General features: G+C 53.7%; 14 protein-coding genes and 1 tRNA gene. 7 read left to right on the forward strand and 8 right to left on the reverse strand.

The features are described from left to right. The first annotated feature begins 4 nt into the window (after positions 1 to 4). From MFFC18_RS19945 to MFFC18_RS19955, 3 genes are all read left to right on the forward strand, one after another. Positions 5 to 274, forward strand: a complete 270-nt coding sequence (locus MFFC18_RS19945; RefSeq protein ID WP_075084109.1) for a hypothetical protein — start codon at positions 5 to 7, stop codon at positions 272 to 274. A 54-nt stretch (positions 275 to 328) separates the two neighbouring features. Next, positions 329 to 2011, forward strand: a complete 1683-nt coding sequence (locus MFFC18_RS19950) for a Kelch repeat-containing protein (protein WP_075084108.1) — start codon at positions 329 to 331, stop codon at positions 2009 to 2011. 121 nt (positions 2012 to 2132) lie between these two features. Beyond that, positions 2133 to 3443: an outer membrane protein assembly factor BamB family protein gene (locus MFFC18_RS19955; protein ID WP_084417035.1), complete on the forward strand. Its 1311-nt coding sequence runs from the start codon at positions 2133 to 2135 to the stop codon at positions 3441 to 3443. A 134-nt stretch (positions 3444 to 3577) separates the two neighbouring features. On the opposite strand, the gene MFFC18_RS19960 is transcribed toward MFFC18_RS19955, so the two are convergent. Continuing rightward, positions 3578 to 3871, reverse strand: coding sequence for a hypothetical protein (locus MFFC18_RS19960; protein ID WP_075084107.1), 294 nt, complete (start codon positions 3869 to 3871; stop codon positions 3578 to 3580). 231 nt (positions 3872 to 4102) lie between these two features. Between MFFC18_RS19960 and MFFC18_RS19965 the strand changes: the two genes are divergently transcribed. Next, positions 4103 to 4861: a CPBP family intramembrane glutamic endopeptidase gene (locus tag MFFC18_RS19965; RefSeq protein WP_075084106.1), complete on the forward strand. Its 759-nt coding sequence runs from the start codon at positions 4103 to 4105 to the stop codon at positions 4859 to 4861. 66 nt (positions 4862 to 4927) lie between these two features. Here MFFC18_RS19965 and rnr read toward each other — a convergent pair whose 3' ends face one another. From rnr to MFFC18_RS19990, 5 genes are all read right to left on the reverse strand, one after another. Next, entirely contained in the window at positions 4928 to 7675 is a 2748-nt protein-coding gene (rnr, locus tag MFFC18_RS19970; RefSeq protein ID WP_075084105.1) for a ribonuclease R, read from the reverse strand. Positions 7676 to 8032: 357 nt separating this feature from the next. Beyond that, positions 8033 to 9487, reverse strand: coding sequence for a DUF1501 domain-containing protein (locus MFFC18_RS19975; protein ID WP_075084104.1), 1455 nt, complete (start codon positions 9485 to 9487; stop codon positions 8033 to 8035). A 190-nt stretch (positions 9488 to 9677) separates the two neighbouring features. Further along, complete coding sequence (gene lpxB, locus MFFC18_RS19980) at positions 9678 to 10931, reverse strand: lipid-A-disaccharide synthase (protein WP_075084103.1); 1254 nt, start codon at positions 10929 to 10931, stop codon at positions 9678 to 9680. Positions 10932 to 11158: 227 nt separating this feature from the next. Next, a complete protein-coding gene (locus MFFC18_RS19985; RefSeq protein ID WP_075084102.1) occupies positions 11159 to 11971 on the reverse strand; it encodes a hypothetical protein in 813 nt (270 codons plus the stop codon). A 98-nt stretch (positions 11972 to 12069) separates the two neighbouring features. After that, the gene (locus MFFC18_RS19990; RefSeq protein ID WP_148619002.1) at positions 12070 to 13395 is read right to left on the reverse strand and encodes an MFS transporter; all 1326 of its coding nucleotides are present in this window, start codon (positions 13393 to 13395) and stop codon (positions 12070 to 12072) included. Between the two features lie 83 nt (positions 13396 to 13478). Here MFFC18_RS19990 and MFFC18_RS19995 point away from each other — a divergent pair, with 83 nt between their 5' ends. After that, the gene (locus tag MFFC18_RS19995; RefSeq protein ID WP_075084100.1) at positions 13479 to 14273 is read left to right on the forward strand and encodes a sugar phosphate isomerase/epimerase family protein; all 795 of its coding nucleotides are present in this window, start codon (positions 13479 to 13481) and stop codon (positions 14271 to 14273) included. A 120-nt stretch (positions 14274 to 14393) separates the two neighbouring features. On the opposite strand, the gene MFFC18_RS20000 is transcribed toward MFFC18_RS19995, so the two are convergent. Further along, positions 14394 to 14963: a DnaJ domain-containing protein gene (locus MFFC18_RS20000; RefSeq protein WP_075084099.1), complete on the reverse strand. Its 570-nt coding sequence runs from the start codon at positions 14961 to 14963 to the stop codon at positions 14394 to 14396. A gap of 208 nt (positions 14964 to 15171) precedes the next feature. Next, entirely contained in the window at positions 15172 to 16395 is a 1224-nt protein-coding gene (locus MFFC18_RS20005; RefSeq protein ID WP_075084098.1) for a CCA tRNA nucleotidyltransferase, read from the reverse strand. Positions 16396 to 16573: 178 nt separating this feature from the next. Between MFFC18_RS20005 and MFFC18_RS20010 the strand changes: the two genes are divergently transcribed. Further along, positions 16574 to 16972, forward strand: coding sequence for a rhodanese-like domain-containing protein (locus tag MFFC18_RS20010; protein WP_084417033.1), 399 nt, complete (start codon positions 16574 to 16576; stop codon positions 16970 to 16972). 177 nt (positions 16973 to 17149) lie between these two features. Next, positions 17150 to 17233, forward strand: a tRNA-Leu gene (locus MFFC18_RS20015). Positions 17234 to 17457: the final 224 nt, after the last annotated feature.

Below are 17457 nucleotides of genomic sequence, written 5' to 3' on the forward strand. Positions count from 1 at the left end.
CCCAATGAGATACCTGATTACGGTGTTGGCGATCACGACATTGACGATTGCCGCTGGCTGCAGTCCACAGCCGCAAACTGCCACCATCGACCCCGACGAGCCTTTGACGGTCGAAGTCTGGACCGAGCTCGACATTGGACAGAAATATGAACTTGAAACTCTGGAATGGCTACGCGAGAGCAATCCAAAGCTCAAAGGTGAACGCCAATGGACAAAGTTCATGAAAGAAGTCGTCGTTCCGCAGCGACGAAAAGACATTCCAACTGACTACTAATTAATAAAACAAATACAATTCGGCAAAACGCCGTTAACATCCGAAAGGGTAACCATGACAATCTTAAAACGATCCTGCTTGTTGATTGCCGCAGCTCTCTTCGCCAGCCTCGCGTTGGCGGAATCCGCTCACGCTCACTTTTTGTATGTCTATTCCGAAGACGGAAAAGTCAAAATCGTTTTCGGTGAAGATACCGATCCCGATCAGGCCCAGTTTCTCGCTGGCCTGAAAGACATGCAGGCCTTCACCACGGTTGACGGTGAAACGAAAGAAATTGAATTCGAGAAAGTCGTTGAAGGCGATGACGGCTGGTTCGAAGTCCCGCTGGATAGCGTTGGCAATACGGTCGACATCAGCTGCCCTTACGGCGTTTTTGGCCGCGGTGACAAGTCCATGCATTTGGACTATAGCGCGAAACTGGTTCGCTACACTGCCGGCGATTCTGTCGCCAAACCCAGCAAAAAACTGGCTCTGGACCTCGTTCCGCAGTTCACGCCCGATGGGCTGAAAGTAGCGGCGTACTTCAAAGGCATGCCGCTTCCCAACGCAGAAATTTCACTCGTTCGCGTCGAAACGGACTCGCTCGACACAACAACTGACGAAACCGGCAACGTTGTGCTGGCTCCAACTACGCGATACCTGGTCCGCGGAAAACACATTCTCGAAGAGAGCGGAGAAGTCGACGGCAAGAAGTTTTCTGAGAAACGTTTCTACTGCACGATGGTGCTGGACGTTAACAGCACGCCTGCCGCGCCCGAAAGCACCACGGTCAGCACTCCAGCGACCGAAGCCGCGCCCGTTTCACTGGAAAAAGTTGACGCTGGATTCGCTGATTTCCCTCGTGGCATGACCAGCTTTGGTGCCACCGTGGTCGACAACAATGTTTACGTGATCGGCGGCAAGTCCGGACGTGCTCACTCGTACGCCAAGTCTTACCAAAATCGGGACGTGTTCTGCTTGAGCCTTTCTGGCAACGACAAGCAATGGAAGTCCGTCGGTGAAAATCTAGGCTTGCAAGGTTTGGCGATCGTCGGGCACAAAGGCAAAGTCTACCGCATCGGTGGCTTGGAAGCTCGTAACGCCGAAGGCGAAGATCACGATCTGAAATCCATCTCGGAAGTCCTTGAATTCGATCCGGCGACCCAATCCTGGAATGAGATGCCTTCTCTACCCGAAGGTCGTTCTTCGTTCGACGCCTGTGTCGCTGATGGAAAGATCTACGTCGTCGGTGGATGGACGATGAATGGCGAAGAGGAAACCGTTTGGGCCGAAGACATGTTGGTGTTCGACCTTTCCAAACCGGATGGAGAGTGGAGCCGAATCGAAGCTCCGTTCCGCGCCCGAGCCCTCGCAGTTCGCGAGTTTGACGGAAAACTGATCGTCATCGGTGGCATCGAGGAAGGTGCTGGGACGACTAACGCAGTTCACTTCTACGATCTGACCAGCGGTCAATGGAGCGAAGGCCCTGAAGTTCCGACCGACGGCGGCATCAAGTCGTTCGGCTGTTCTGCGGTTGCTGTCGACGGTAACTTTCTGATCAGCATTTACGATGGCCAGGTGCTGCGATTGAGCGATGACGCTACGGCGTGGCAGCGAGTTCACCAGTTGGACGAAGGTCGCTTTTTCCACCAGATGCTGCCCGTTGGCGATTCTCAATTCGCACTCGTCGGCGGTTCGCATATGGAAGACGGCAGCCGGATGGAAGTCGAAGTTTTCGAAGTCGTCGCTGAAAACTAAATATTCGCAACGCTGAATCGATGGGTGCCATGTTCAACTCTCGCACAAACATGATTTTGCGAGCCAGGGCAGGGCACCCTTCAACGTTTACTCAACCATAAAACGGAAGTAGAACTATCCCATGAAAATCTCGACCACCATCCACACCTTCTTTGCAATGTCGCTCGCTCTGATCTTCGCCAAAACGGCAACGGCCCAGCATTGGAATTCATTCCAAAACGGCGGATCGCTGCAAAGTGAAAACTGGATGGTGCCGACCGAGTGGAGTCCGGAAAAAGGCATCGCATGGCATACGAAACTCGCTGGTTACGGTCAGTCTTCGCCCGTGATCGCTGACGACGTTGCCTACCTGACTTCGGTCACTGGCCCGAACAAGGAAACACTAAACATCGAAGCCATCTCGCTGACCGACGGTCAACGCAAATGGATCTTCAATCACGAGAACAGCTCTCCGGAGGAAAACACAGTCATGGTCAGCCGCGCGGCACCAACGCCGGTCGCTGATGCCGATGGCGTGATCGCGTTTTTCGAAGGCGGCAACCTGTTTGCTCTGGATCACGCTGGAGAACTTCGCTGGAAACGCGATCTCAAAGCCGAGTTCGGCGAACACAAAGCACGCCACGGATTGTCCGCGTCACTCGAACAGGATGACGAACATGTTTACCTCTGGTGTGAACGTGCGGAGTCGCCGTACGTGATGTCGATCAAAAAAAACAACGGCGAAACGGCTTGGAAGAAGCCCGGGTTGGGCAACACTTCCTGGAGCAGTCCTCGTTTGATGACCGTCGACGGCAAGCCCCAGCTAATCCTCAGCTCCATCGGTTTGATTGTCGGCGTCGATCCATCCACCGGAGATCGGCTTTGGGAATTTGACAAAGTCGCTTCGAATTCGTCTTCGACTCCAGTCCCCGTTGGCGACGGCAAGTTTCTGATGGGAGCCAGTGGAAGCCGCGGCGGCAAAGAAACAATTCCGTCCTGCGGCGTGATTTCGATCACCAGCCACAACGGGGTCTACGCTGCGAAATGGGATTGGGTCGCGGAGAAAGCCAGTTGCTCTTTCGGTTCGCCGTTTGCTTTCGACGGCAAAGCCTGGTTCGTGAACCGCACGGGCATCGTGAACTGCCACGACCTGCAAACCGGCGACAAAGTCTTCACCGCCCGACTTGGCGCCGGCCAGATTTGGGCGACTCCGCTGGCCACGAAAAGCGGAATCTACTTCTTCGGAAAAAACGGTGTGACTTCGATCGTCGAGCCGAATGAGAAACTGAAGGTTGTCGCAGAGAACACGCTCTGGAAACCAGATGCACCGAAAGAAAACGACAAAAAAGAGGCCGAATCAGGTCCGGGATCAGGAGCCGTTTTGTACGCGGCAGCGATTGCCGGAGACACGCTGGTGATGCGTCGCGGCGATATTCTGTACGGCGTTCGTTAGTCGGACGACTGCAATGTGAGCACGATCTGCAATGAGCGATTTCTGCCATTGGCTATTCTGCCGCAGCGATGCATGCAAAAGCTGACTCTCTGCTTATGCCTTCTTACTCGTTTCCCGGCATCGCACGGCGACGTTCAATTTTTGCTGAACCCCAGCCCAATCGTTTCGATCGCCAGCGGGTTGTCGATGTATTCGCTGTAGCACTGGCTGCACAAGTCAAACGTCTTGGCGTTGGCGAGTTCAGTAAACTCATCAGACGGAGCGTCGATCTCGTCAAGCATCTCTTCAAGTTCGGCGAGGCTCGCTTCGTCGATCTGATCGTTGTCCCGATCTCCGATCGCAAGCTGAACGTCAATCCTGACCACGTAGCGAATTTCTTCCTCTGCGTTGATCGCCTTGTTGCATCGGTCGCAAGAATAATGAATCATGGGTCCTTCCCCGGACAAAAACAATTCCTGACATCATTGGATTGAATCCGTAGACAGGATGCAAGGAAATTTCAAAAATATTGTTTCGGGATTCAGTTTGAAGAATCACATTAAACGATAGCTTTTTGAATTGATTGCACAGCGACCACTCGTTCCTATCAGAGAATTCCTATCGAATCATTCGCATACGTTATCCTTCCACTGTTTCTACTCGCCAACGCGTTTTACGTCGTGCGAGATTCGAAAGAGTATGCGCTGTTCAAAAAACAGGAATCAACGCGCGAGCGACAACGGTACTTTCGCGTTTGGGTCGTGAGATCATTTTTGCTTCATGGCGTGGCTTCAATCGCAATCCTTGCGTTGACGGGGCAGCTTGCAACATTGATTTCGATGCCGCAAGCTTTCCAAAACCTGCTGCCCACACTTGCCTTTGAAGACTCCTCCAGGCTTGGACGAATGTTCGGCGGATTCATGGACGGGCTGAAGACGATGGCGCTGCCAGTCCTGTTTGTGTTGCCAACGACAGGCAGCCTGCTTCGTGTCTGGCTGGCAAACAGGAATCCGTCGAACAGCACGAACAGCGCCAATGAAGATCCGCAAAGCGACGTTGGCCGGGACATTCTGCCGCTGATGCCGAGGAATGCCAGCGAGCGATTCTGGACGGCGATCCTGTCCATCAACGCCGGCTTAAGTGAAGAGCTTTGTTTTCGCGTAGCGATACCGATGCTGCTGTTGATTGTCAGTGGCAGCGCGTGGATTGCGATCGTCGTTTCGACGTTGCTATTTGGCCTGGCCCACTTCTACCAAGGCTGGCTGGGCGTTATTGCAACGACATTTATCGGAGCCATCCTGTATTGGGTCTATCTGGCGACCGGCAGCATTTGGATCACGATCCTGCTTCACGCCTTGCTGGACCTGAACGATCTGGCGATTGCCCCCTGGTTCGAAGAGTGGCTAAAAGCAAGAGATTCGGCACGGGCGCAAGCTTAAGCCGCTCACGCCGCCGGAAGAAATCTTTGCCAGGGAACCAATCTTCCCGTGGACTTGGACCGATTCCTACTTCTTCCGCTGCTTACCTTTTTTCTTTTGCTTTGCCTTGGCAGCAGCAACCTTCTTTTTGCGAGCAGCCTTCTTCGCCGCTTCGGTCGATTTCTTTTTCTGAGCCTGAACCTTCTTGCTCTTCTTCGACTTGGTTACCTTGGACGATTTAAACTTCTTCGCCTTTTCCGCTTCGCGTTGCTTGCGAGTCTTTCCGCTCTTGCGGACTTCCTCCCAAACGAAATCCTCGAAATCATCCCGGTCCTTGCTCCGCGATCGATTTCGCTTCGGCTTGGCCCCCGCTTTTGTTTTGTCCTTTGATTTCGATCGCTCAGAGTTTGTTTTGTCTCGAGCCGAAGACTTCTCGCGAACCGGTTTCGCGTCACCGCGTTTTTCTCTGGATGGTCGTTCTTTGGACGGCCTTTCTTCAAAGCCTTCATCCCTGACCGGTTTGCGACTGGAAAGCTTCCGGTCCTGACTTTTGTCCTTCGTCCGACCACCACCTCGCTGAGTCGAACGGCTACGACCGGGCTTGACGCCGACAATTCGGTATTCGAGCAAACGTTTGTCCAGATCAACCACGGCGACTTCGACTTCGATCTGGTCACCAAGTCGAAACTGGTTTTTCTCACGAGCACCGCTGAGCGTACGGGAGCGACGTTCGTAAGTGTAGTTGTCTCCGGGCAGTGACTCGATCGGAATCAAACCTTCGGCCGGAATCTCGATTCCTTGCACGAACAGGCCGAACTGCTCCACACCAGTGATGACCCCGGTCAATTTATCGCCAATTTTTTCGCTCATGAAGCTGAGCAGTTTCAGTTTCTTGAGCTCACGTTCTGCATCGGCCGCGCGTTTCTCCAGATGACTGCAGTGCTTACCCAACGCCGCCAGCGAATCGAAATTGCTTTTCGGTTTCTTGCCGTCGACCAGATCACCGACCATGCGGTGAATGACCAAATCGGGATAGCGGCGAATTGGCGATGTGAAGTGACAATAAGCCGGGCTGGCCAGAGCGTAGTGCCCGATCTCCTCAGGGCTGTAGACGGCTTTCTGCATCGTCCGCAAAACGGCGAAGTGAATTGCGTGCTGTTCCTGCATCGACTCCGATTCTTCAACCACGCGTTTGAGTTCGAAACGGTCTTTCAGGTTGCCACAATCGATCCCCAGCGACTGCACGAATTTCGTTAGCTCCTGCAGTTTCTTTTCCGTTGGCGATTCATGGATCCGGCGAATCAAAAACAGCTTCTCATCTTCGATCCGCTGAGCCACCGCTTCGTTGGCCGCCAGCATGAACTCTTCGATCACCTGATGGCTCTCGGTATTCTCTTCGGTGTGAGCTCCGCTGACTTTTCCGTCATCATCAAGATCGATCCGGACTTCGGGCAGCACGAGGTTAATCGCCCCGCGGTCCATCCGACGTTTCCGCAGCTTCATCGCCAACGTGTGCATGTTGCGAACGAGGCCGAAGACTTCTGGCGTAAGCTCGTCTTTCCAGGGCTGATCGTCTTCGAGGTACTCGTCGATTTCTTCATAGTTGAATCGATGAGCACTTTTGATAGCCCCGCGGTGCAGTTCCGTTCCGATCGGAACACCTTCATCGGTGAACTCAATCAACGCCGTCATGCAGTAGCGAATTCGATCCGGTTGCAGTGACGCCAGGTTGTTGGAGATAATTTCCGGAAGCATCGGAATGACTTTATCCGGAAGATAAACGCTCGTTGATCGGGCGTAAGCTTCGGCGTCGAGGGCACTGCGAAAGGGAACGAAGTGCGACACGTCAGCGATGTGCACACCAAGTTGCCAATGGCCGTTCTCAATCTGTTCGAGCGAGATCGCGTCGTCAAAGTCACGAGCCGTTTTGGGGTCGATCGTGATGACGGTCTTGCCGGTGAAGTCGGTTCGATCTTCGCCGATGGTTTCGTCAAAAGCTTCGGCTTGCCGCCGCGCGTCTTCGAGTACGGCTTCGGGAAATTCTTCCGGCAAGCCGTATTCGGCGATCACCATGCGGGTGTCGACGCCAGGTTGGCCTCGGTCGCCAAGCACTTCCACGATGACGCCTTCACCTGGCGAATGGGCCGAAGGAAAGTTTGCCATCTCGATGACGACTTTGTCACCGACCTTGCAGGCTTTCGCGCCGGCGTCGCCGACAAGAATTCCGTGCTCGAACGTTGCACTGTCGACAACGACGATGCCGTAGTCTTCGTTTTCCTGGTACGTGCCAACAAAGCGATGCGTGTAGCGTTCGATGACGCGAACGATTCGCCCAGCAGGGCCTCGTCCGGATTCCTTGCGCTTGCCGCGCTTTTTCGAATCCTCTTTTTTCTCTTTGGGGATCCGGACAATGACTTTGTCCAGATGTGCTGCGTCGCCAGTGCGCGAACGGGGCACAAAGATGTCTTCGCTGCGGTCGGTAACAATGGAGTCTTCGGGTGTGACGAATCCAAATCCGCCTGAAGTTTTGCGAAACGTACCGACAATTTCGTTGTCTTTACGTTTAAACTTCTGTCCTGTTTCAGTTGTAATGTTTTCTGTCTTCTTTCGTGGTTTACGGCCGGGCTTTTTCGGCTTGGACGGTTTCATGACAAGATGCTTGTCACCGAACCGGAGGTCGCCATCCCGGATGAGCCGCTTGATGGCCCGTTTGACTTCCCGCTCATCATCGAGCAGGTCAAGTTTCTTTGCGATCGCTCGAGATTTGAGCGGTTGATAGCTGTCGTCGAGGACGAGATCCAGCACCATTTGCCGGATATTGGGTCTTTCATTCATGCTGTGAGTTTATTTGCCTCACTCGCAAATAGATAGAGATGAGACAGCTATTGAACCCGAAGGTTCGCAAAAGAACGGCTTTTTAAGGAAAGGAATTGGCATAGCCAGGGGTGGGAACGTGAGAGTCCACCTTTTGTAGTTTAACGGCAAGCCGCAGGCGACGGTGCCGCAGCCAGATTCGCACCGTCGCCTGCGGCTTGCCGTTAAACGACTGAATGACGAGTACATCAAACTGGCAAGCGAGGTAGCTGTAGGCTCTTCGCTACAGCTTCGGGATGCGATTTCACTGTCCTTCGGCAATGTCCAAATGAAATTTCACATGGTGTGTCGGGGCAAGATCTCGCAGGCTGCACGCGGTTATGCAATCAGTTCAGCGATCGGTTTGGCGCCTTCGACACCGACCAACCGCTGGTCGAGTCCACCATAAAAGTAGCTCAATCGATTCGGGTCCAAACCGAGCTGATTCAGAATCGTGGCGTGAATCCGCTTCACATGCATTCGCTTTTCTACCGCTCTGGCACCAAGTTCGTCGGTCTTCCCGAAGCTCACGCCGCCTTTGACGCCGCCACCGGCCAGCCACATGGTGAATCCGTAAGCATTGTGGTCGCGGCCTGTCCCTTTTGCGTATTCCGCTGTCGGTTGTCGACCAAATTCGCCACCCCAAACGATCAACGTGTCTTCCAACATGCCGCGTTGTTTCAAATCCGTCAGCAAACCTGCAATCGGTTTATCCGTGGCTCCGGCGTGCAGCGTGTGGTTCTTTACGAGGTCGCCGTGAGCGTCCCAGTTGTGGTCATTATGAGCACCGCCGCTGTAGATTTGAATGTAACGGACGCCGCGTTCGACCAGACGACGAGCCATTAAACACTGACGGCCGAAGTATTCTGTTTTCTTGTCGTCGAGTCCGTAAAGCTTGTGCGTGTCTTCGGTTTCGTCATTGATGTCGACGGCTTCCGGAGCAGTCGATTGCATACGATAGGCCAACTCGTAGCTGGCGATTCGCGCTGCAAGTTCAGAATTGCCCGGGTTCGTTGCCGCGTGGTCCTCGTTGTACTTGCGAAGCGTGTCGAGCATTTTTCGCTGGACTTCATCGCTGATGTGAGCCGGACGATTGAGGTCGAGAATCGGAGCTCCTTTGCTACGAACGACAACGCCCTGATAGGTAGCCGGCATGTAGCCGCTCTGCCAGTTCTTGGGCCCGCTGATTGGTCCGCCGTTGTGGTCGAGCATCACAACAAAGCCCGGTAGATCTTCGTTGACCGTTCCGAGTCCGTAGTTCACCCACGAACCGAGACACGGACTTCCGGATTGAATCTTTCCGGTGTTCATCTGCAGCATAGCCGAGCCGTGAATCGGCGAATCGGCAACCATGGAGTGCACGAAAGCCAGATCATCGACGTGCTGACCAAGATTCGGGAACAGATCGGAAACGTATTTTCCGCACTCGCCGTACTGCTTGAACTTCCAACGCGGTTCGACGATGCGGCCTTTGTTTTTATGTCCGCCACGACCAAACGTTTTCACGTCGATCGTTTTGTTATCCATCCCGTACATGTTTGGCTTGTAGTCGAACGTATCGATGTGACTCGGCCCGCCGTACATGTACAGAAAGATGACGGACTTGGCCTTGGCCGCGAAGTGTGGCTCTTTCGCGCGAAGCGGATTCTCCCAGTCGGTGACTCCGTCGGCTTTTTGAGTTTGTGCTGCCAGGAATTTCTGATCCAGCATTCCAGCCATCGCCAAACCGGTAAAGCCGCCTCCGGCTTGCCAGAGAAATTCACGCCGCGTCCGATTGCAGAAGTTTTTGCTCATAAGCTCAGTATATCCTGGTCGTTGAGGAATTTCCGAATCTGGCACCTGAACACAGGTATCGACGGCGACCAAAATTGCCGGATGGCCGTCGCGCTCGGGTTAGCATTCCACTACAAGGCTACACGATTCGAGCGTTCACGAACGGCCAATCCACCAACGTAATCGGCTCATTTCACTCCAGGCAACCGCTTTAGGCGGCATCGCGCGGCACGGTTTCCGCCAAGGTATCTTGAACGATTGGAACGCTTTGCACACCCAAAGTCTCAAGGAGATATTCCGCAGCACGTTTGGTCGCGCCGGGTTTCGCGTATTGTCGCGCGAGACTTTCCAGCTGCTGCACATTCTCATCCATTGACTCAGGATTTGAGAGCCAGTTGACAACATTGTTAGCCATTCGATCGGCCGGGGAGCCCGTTGTCATGTACTCGGGCATCACCACTTGATCAACGTCCGGATTCGACGGCGCCCAAGTCCGTTTTCGGATGTCATCGGTGGCCATCAGGTTGGTCAACGTAATAAATTGAGTCCGCATCAGGATCGATTGGGCGACCATATACATCCATTTCAGCTTGTACACGATCACGGTCGGCTTGCGGTGATAGAGCAGCTCCAGCGAGACCGATCCGCTGCAGGCCATGCAAACCGTCGCGGCCTTCATCAACTCCGGCGTGCGATCGGAGTACAGTTTGATGTTCGCCGAGGCGTCGTCGCGCTGATCCAGCATCGTCTGGGCGGCTGCGAGATGTTCGTCTTTGTAGCAGGCGATCGCGAACGAAGTATCCGGTTGCTGGACCGCGATTCGATCAGCGGCTTCGATCAGAATCGGCAAGTTGTTTTCAACTTCCTGGTCGCGTGATCCGGGCAGCAACAAAACCAGTTTCTTCTTGCCCAGCATCAGTTCCGTGCCGGCCTCTTTGAGAAACTGCAAATCCCAGGACTGCGATTGCAGTTGATCAAAGTACGGATGGCCAACATAGGTGGCTTTGCATTTACGGTCTTCGAACCATTTCTTCTCAAACGGCAACTTGCAGAGCACGTGGTCGACATACTTGCGGATCTTCCGGACTCGCCATGGCGCCCAAGCCCAAACCTGCGGCACGCCGTAGTAGTAAACCGGGATGCCGCGAGCTTTGGCTTTTTTGGCGATGTGCCAGTTGAAGCCCGGATAGTCGATCAGCACGACAGCGTCGACTTTGTTGTTCGCGAAGTAGTCGTCTGCCTGATCGACGAGCCCAAAAAAGAACCGCAAGTTGGCGATGACTTTGCTGAGAAACATGACGGCCATCTGCGTCAGATCGTAGATCAGCTCGCAGCCGGCAGCTTTCATTTTTGGTCCGCCAAAGCCGACGAATTCGAAGTCAGGATTGGCGTCACGCAGGTGGCGAATCAGGTTCGACCCGTGGAGGTCGCCGCTTGGTTCGCCGACTGAAAAAAAGATTCGCATGGTTGTCCGTTGTGTTCGTCCTTGAAGCACGGAGTATGACCGGATTGGCCAGAAGCAGGAACGCGAGTTTTGATGTCATATCGAGAGATGTGTGTAAGCCGCATCACGATGATTTTCATCTTCGGATTACAGAACAAAACGCGACTGGCACGGCGATCCTTACCGTGCGAGCCTGGCGTTTTGATGCAACGCACAGTGAAATCACCGTGCGACGAATGACAGCATTTCTACTTTTTCGCGAAGCCTTTTTCGAACAGCTTTGATCCGAAAACAAGTTCGCGTTTTGCTTCGTCGGTGGATGCCGACTCGACTTTGCCTTTGCAGTTCTGGCAGCAGAACGCAACTTTGACGCCGTCGATCTCAACGGATTGCTCTTCATCAATGTCGCCGCCAGAAATTGGGCAGGCCGTTTGCTTGAACTGGCCAGTTTTAACAAGCTGATGATTTGCCATCGACTCATACTTTGCCGGCTCCTCGTTCCACTTCTTCACGCAACCAGGGCAGCAAAAGAAAACCTTGCCTTTGCGGTGCTCGACAACTTTGTCTTCCTTGACGCCCTTCTTTGGCATCATGAAACACTTCACATCCTTCAGGTCGTACGAAGGCTTCTTTTCGAAAGACTTCTCAAACGTTTCGTTCGCGAAAACAAGCTCACGTTTTTCTTCCTCAGTGGCGGCTGTTTCGACCTTTGCCTTGCACTTGCCGCAACAGAAAAACACTTCCGTGCCGCCGACTTTGCACGATTGCTCTTCGCTGATGTCGCCACCAGAAACGGGGCAGGCTGTCTGATTGAACTGGCCAGTTTGAACCAACTGATGATTCGCGAGAACGGCGAACTTGCTTGAGTCCTTATTGAACGTTTCCACGCAATGATCACAGCACAAAAAGACTTTGCCGCCACGATAATCCGCTGCCGCCTCTGCTTTGGCGGGCTTGCCGGCAACGATGCACTTGGCGTCTTCCGGTAATTCCTGAGCCTGAACAAAACCGGTAAACAGGAGGGCTGCCAAAGCGGCAAAAGAGAGCATTTTCTGGTACATGATTTTACTTTCAATAACTGGTCATCTGACCTGGACGTGGATTGTCTATTGTCCGCAACGGTGCTAATCAATGTCAAGAGAAATCGCAGCGACAAGAATCATGCATGCGAGCCGTTGGACGCCTGTTTTCGTGGCTCATCAAGCCGAAAACTGACCGCCAAGCCGATCAACAAAAACACGACCACGGTTAAAAACACGGCCTCGAATCCGACGATATCGACCAAAGCCCCAAAAATCAGCGACGTGGCAAACACCGGAATCGAAATGAACAGCCCCAGTGTGCTGAGGTACAGCGGATGTTTCGCCCGATCGGTCACTTCGAGCGTGTAATTCGTCAGGAACCGAGCCACGATCGGCGTTAGCCCCAACAGAAAGAACACGAACGGATACATCATTCGGCCAAAGTCTCCTGACCAACTGAGGACTAAACCGAGTACCGGCGTGACGGACAACAGGAACATCAGAATCTGCAACACAATCCGGTTGCCGAACCGATCCGCCAGCCAACCCATCGGTAACGTGATCAGCGACACGCCGATATGCTGCGCAATGACCCACGGAATCAGCGAGCGAAAACTGACTTCCAGGCGTTCGCGTGCCAGCGTCTGATAGTGCGGCGTCAGCACCACGCACATGCCAAACATTCCGGCAACGATCATCAAACGACGAAAGTTCGCGTCGTGGACGACCAACTTCAACGATGACTTGATCATGTGCATCGAATTTTTGACGGTCTCCGATTCCGTGTCTTTGTCTTCCACCAGCACCAACGCAGTCAGGCTGGCGATAAAGAACGCGATTCCGGTGAACCCAAACACGTACTCAAACTTTCCCGTGTCCGCACTCATCCAGGTCCGCAAAAAATACCAGGCACAGAAGATCGCGATCAGTCCGCCGACCGTGCTGCCTGCTGCTGCGAGGCGTCCGCGAACCGAAGTCCCAACCAGTTTGCCGATTAGCGTATTGAGCAACAATTGCGACACGCCGGTCATCAAAAAGAAGAACGTGTAGATGATCAAAAACACAAACGGCAACGCGTAGAAATCGCCCTGAGTTTGGTACCAGATCAACGAGAGTGCCATAAAGGACGCACCCATGCAGAACGTGGTCGCGGCGAGAGCATATTTCTTGTTGGGCAGGTTCGTGATCCGCTGTGACAGCAGCAGCGGAGGGATGCTTTGTCCGAACCGGTTCAGCATCGGCAAACAGCCTCGCAACCAGCCGCTTCCGCCGATGATGTCCAGAAACGCCGGCATGATGACGCTCTCGGTTTTGAAGATCCAGCCAACACGGAGCGCGATTTGGTACAGTGCCAGGCTGATGAAGTTGCTGCCGCGACCGAATTCCTGCGTTTCCTCGGCTTGCGATGGCCGCGAAGGGATTGGGGGTGCTGGAGGTAAATTGTGCGGATTGCGGGCGTTCATCGCCGGATTGTAGGTCCGATCGATTTCCACGCGAAGCGCTGATATCTTTTTGGTTCACTCCTTTACGTTCGAGCAAATTGCTGATGCTGCAACTCAAAAAAGGCCTGCGGCTTGAATGCCTCCGCCAACCGTTTCGACAGGCACTTCAAACCGCTGCGCAAATCGGCGCCGACGCGATTGAAGTCAACGGCCGAACTGAAATTAAACCTCGCGACATGACCCGCACGGCGGTGCGACATTTGCGCAAGATGCTGGCAGATTATCGCCTGAAGATTTCCGCTGTGAATTTTCCGACCAGGGCAGGGTACGGGTCGCTGGACCTGCTGGAGCAAAAAATCGAAGGCACCAAGGCCGCGATGACGATGGCTTATGAACTCGGTTGCAACGTGGTCGTCAACGACGTCGGAGCGATCCCGGATGACCGTGAATCTCCAACCTGGCAAACCATGACGGAGGCTCTGGCGGACATCGGCTTTCATGGGCAACGCTGCGGAGCGTGGCTGGCGGCCAAGACATCGCCCAATTCGGGGGACGGATCGCGGCTGAAAGAGCTGATTGACTTTCTTCCGGTGCAATCATTGTTCGTAGATTTCGATCCCGCCAGTTTTGTGCTGGCCGAACAGTCCGCGACGGGCGCGATGGAGATTTTGGCTGAGCACGTCGTAAACTTTCGGGCTCGCGACGCGGTACGGGATTTTTCGCTCGGTCGCGGCGTGGAGGTTGAACTTGGCCGCGGAAGCATCGACTGGGCGGCGCTGCTGGGAACACTGGAGCAGAAAAACTATGCGGGCTATATCACGATCGATCGTGACGCCGAATCCGACCCGGTGTCGCAATGCGCTCAAGGATTGGAATACCTCTCCAACCTGTTCGAGTGACCATTTGATGAAACCATTAAAGCGTGAAGCTCTTAAAAGCATCACTCCGTAACGGCACGTCCACGTCATATGAAATCGGCAGCCTCTCTTTAGCAAGTCGACTGACGGCTTTGACCAGGATCAAGGCAAAGCGATCGCTTCATTGGATTGCGTGATTCGCATTCTCGCAGCCGCCTCTTCTTCTTTTTCGACTTTGGATTCAATCTTGTCGACGCCAGCGGCAGTGATCGACAACGTGCCGCTTTCCTCGCGGTTGAGCCAGCCTTTTTCGCGAAAGTACCAGATGTGAAAGTCAAGCACTTCGGTTGGCAACCCCATCATCTCTTCGAGCGTTGAAACTCCAATGCCGGGACTGTTCATATTGCGGCGGCGTTGTGCGTAGAACAGCGTCAGTAGACGATGACGATCTGCAGTATCGCTCGACGCGTGCCCTGCCTCGCGGATGATCTCTGACTGTTCGCTTTTGAAAGACTCGAATTTCGCATCATAGGCCGCGCGCTTTTCCGGATCGCGCAGCGTCTCGTAGGCTTCTACAATTTCGGTGAAGCGAAGTCGATCTCCCTGTTCACTGCAGTCAGGATGAAAGCGTTTTGCAAGGAATCGAAACGTGCGTTCTATTGTTTCAAAACTCGCATTGCAGCTGGCTTCGAGCGTTTCGTAGTAATCGACAAAGTCTTGATCAGTGCTCACAGGAACTCTTTCTTCTAGTGCAGTCAGGATAGGCGGGAATTGAAGGAAGGAGGGTTCTGCAAGGCTAGGTCGGCCGTAATGCGAACTCCCTATTCACCGAAAATCTGAAAGTCCCTTTGCTGCCCAGCCGTCGGGTCGATTGCTCTGTAACAGTTGCAACGGTTAACGCTTCGGTTGCATGTGGGTGTGAACCTTTTCAAAGGCCTATCTATTTAAAATCACGCACGACCCATTGGCGGGCTTGCTCCTGCGACGTCAGTTTTCCATCAAGCTGCAAAGCTCTGGTCTGACTGAGAATTAATTTGAATTGAGGCCCGGGAACAATTCCCAGTTCCATCAGATCGTCGCCTCGCAACAATGGCGGCGGGTCAAGAACGCCGTCGGCCAGCTGCAGTTTTTGTCGGCACAATTCCAACGATGACTTTGCCAACGCGGAATTGGAACACAGGCCGGATTCGATCAATCCGTGTAGCAACTGCACCGCACAAGACGCGTGCCCGGACATGAGACGTGGCTGAAGTTCCGACCAGGCCATCGTGTCAGCCGCCGAGAGCAAATCAATGTTGGCCAGCAGCCAGTTCGCCCTCGCGACTTCCTCGTTCTTGAGCCGCCAGGGGTCTTGAAAGTTCTCTGCGTTGACACCGGTGCCATACAGCAGTGCGGCGAGCGTTGTCGAAAACCCAGCGTCGAGGTTCTCCAACAGTTTGATCTTCGTCAGCCAGTCAAAATCGCCCAGCCGATCACCCGGCAGGACCTGCTCCCAAAGGCCGGACTCGACCAACAAACGAAGTGCTCTGGCCTTTCCGCGATGGCCAAGCATGCGTCGAAGCTCTGAACCAATACGTTCCGGGCTGACGGCTTCGATATCCTGGGCACGCATCTGAATCGCCCGCATTGTCGCGGGCTCGATAGCGAATTCATACGTTGCGGCAAATCGAACACCACGCAGCATCCGCAGTCTGTCTTCCTCGATTCGTTGATTTGCGACACCGATCGCGCGGATTATTTTTCGCTGCAGATCTTCCTGCCCTCCAACGTAGTCGATCACCTCTTCGGCAATTGGATCAAAGAACATGCCGTTGATCGTAAAGTCTCTTCGAATAGCGTCTTCTTTTGCGTCAGTGAACTCCACGGAGTCCGGATGGCGTCCATCGCTGTAGCCGCCATCGCGTCGGAAGGTTGCGACTTCGATGTTGCCGGCTGACTTGGGTCCGATGACCGTAATGACACCGAAAGACTTACCAATCGCCAATGTTTTCTTCACACCAAACAGCTGCTGTACCTCGTCTGGATTTGCCGAAGTGGCCACGTCAAAGTCTTTGGGCTCAATTTTCAGCAAATTGTCCCTTACGCATCCGCCTGCCCAAAGCGACTGGAATCCGGCACTTTGCAGCCTTTCTACAACCTGAATTGCCAGTTGGCGAGCTGTCATAACTGATCCAAATAGAGGTGATAATTTCAATGCAATTGAATGTTTTTTTTTGTTACAAAATCTACTTGACTGCGATTCATATCATATAGTTTACGCAACCACTTCCAGACCATTCGCAAGTCAGACGTCAGCACCTTGCCTGGTCGCCCTCATCTCATCAGGAACGGACGAGTAGCGAATGCCTTCGGAGCGAAAAGATCAAAACGACGAAAGTAAGCCGTCAGAAGGAGAGGCGCCCGAGTCGACAAAGCTTGCTTCCGAGATCAGTGTTCACGATACCAAAAAACTTCTGGAGTCTGAGACCGCGATGCTTTTGGTGGATTGTCGCGAGCCTCAAGAGCATGCCATTGCGCGAATTGCAGGTTCGGTTCTGATTCCGATGGATGAGTTGCCGGAACAGGTTTCAAGACTGGAGCCATTTCGAAGTGAACGGATTATCATTTACTGCCACCACGGAGGCCGTAGTTTGAGGGTCGTCAACTGGTTGCGAAACCACGGATTCAACACGGCCCAAAACATGACCGGCGGTATCGCGTATTGGAGCCAGGAAATCGACCCCGATGTTCCAGTATATTGACCTGCAAACGGATCGTAGCCGGCCTGATTTGACCATTCGTGTCACCGACAGCCTGTTTTCTGCTTTTACCCGGCGATTGCAGTCACCTCCGACATTGTAAAAGAGAACGGGTTGCGGATGAGGTTCGTTATTCGTATCATTTCGTCTCGATTATGGGCTCTGTGCTCATGACTGCCTGCGGATGTGGCGGAATTGGCAGACGCGCTGGCTTCAGGTGCCAGTGGGGGCAACCCCGTGGAGGTTCAAATCCTCTCATCCGCACTCTCGGCGTGCTGCTGAACTGATCGCCCACGCGAAAGATGCCGTTGATTCTGCGACGGTCTGCTGTGGCTCCTTCGTAGCGACTGCCAAACTGCCATATTCTCTCGGCAACCGATAAACGTTCCCCCAAACCGAGACTGCCGAGCGGTGCGCGGTTGACGTTCTTGTCAGCGATGGACAATGTCCGACTCGTTCGCACGCTTTTAACTACCAACCACCGACAA

The organism is Mariniblastus fucicola (genome assembly GCF_008087665.1).
Classification (GTDB): Bacteria; Planctomycetota; Planctomycetia; order Pirellulales; family Pirellulaceae; genus Mariniblastus; species Mariniblastus fucicola.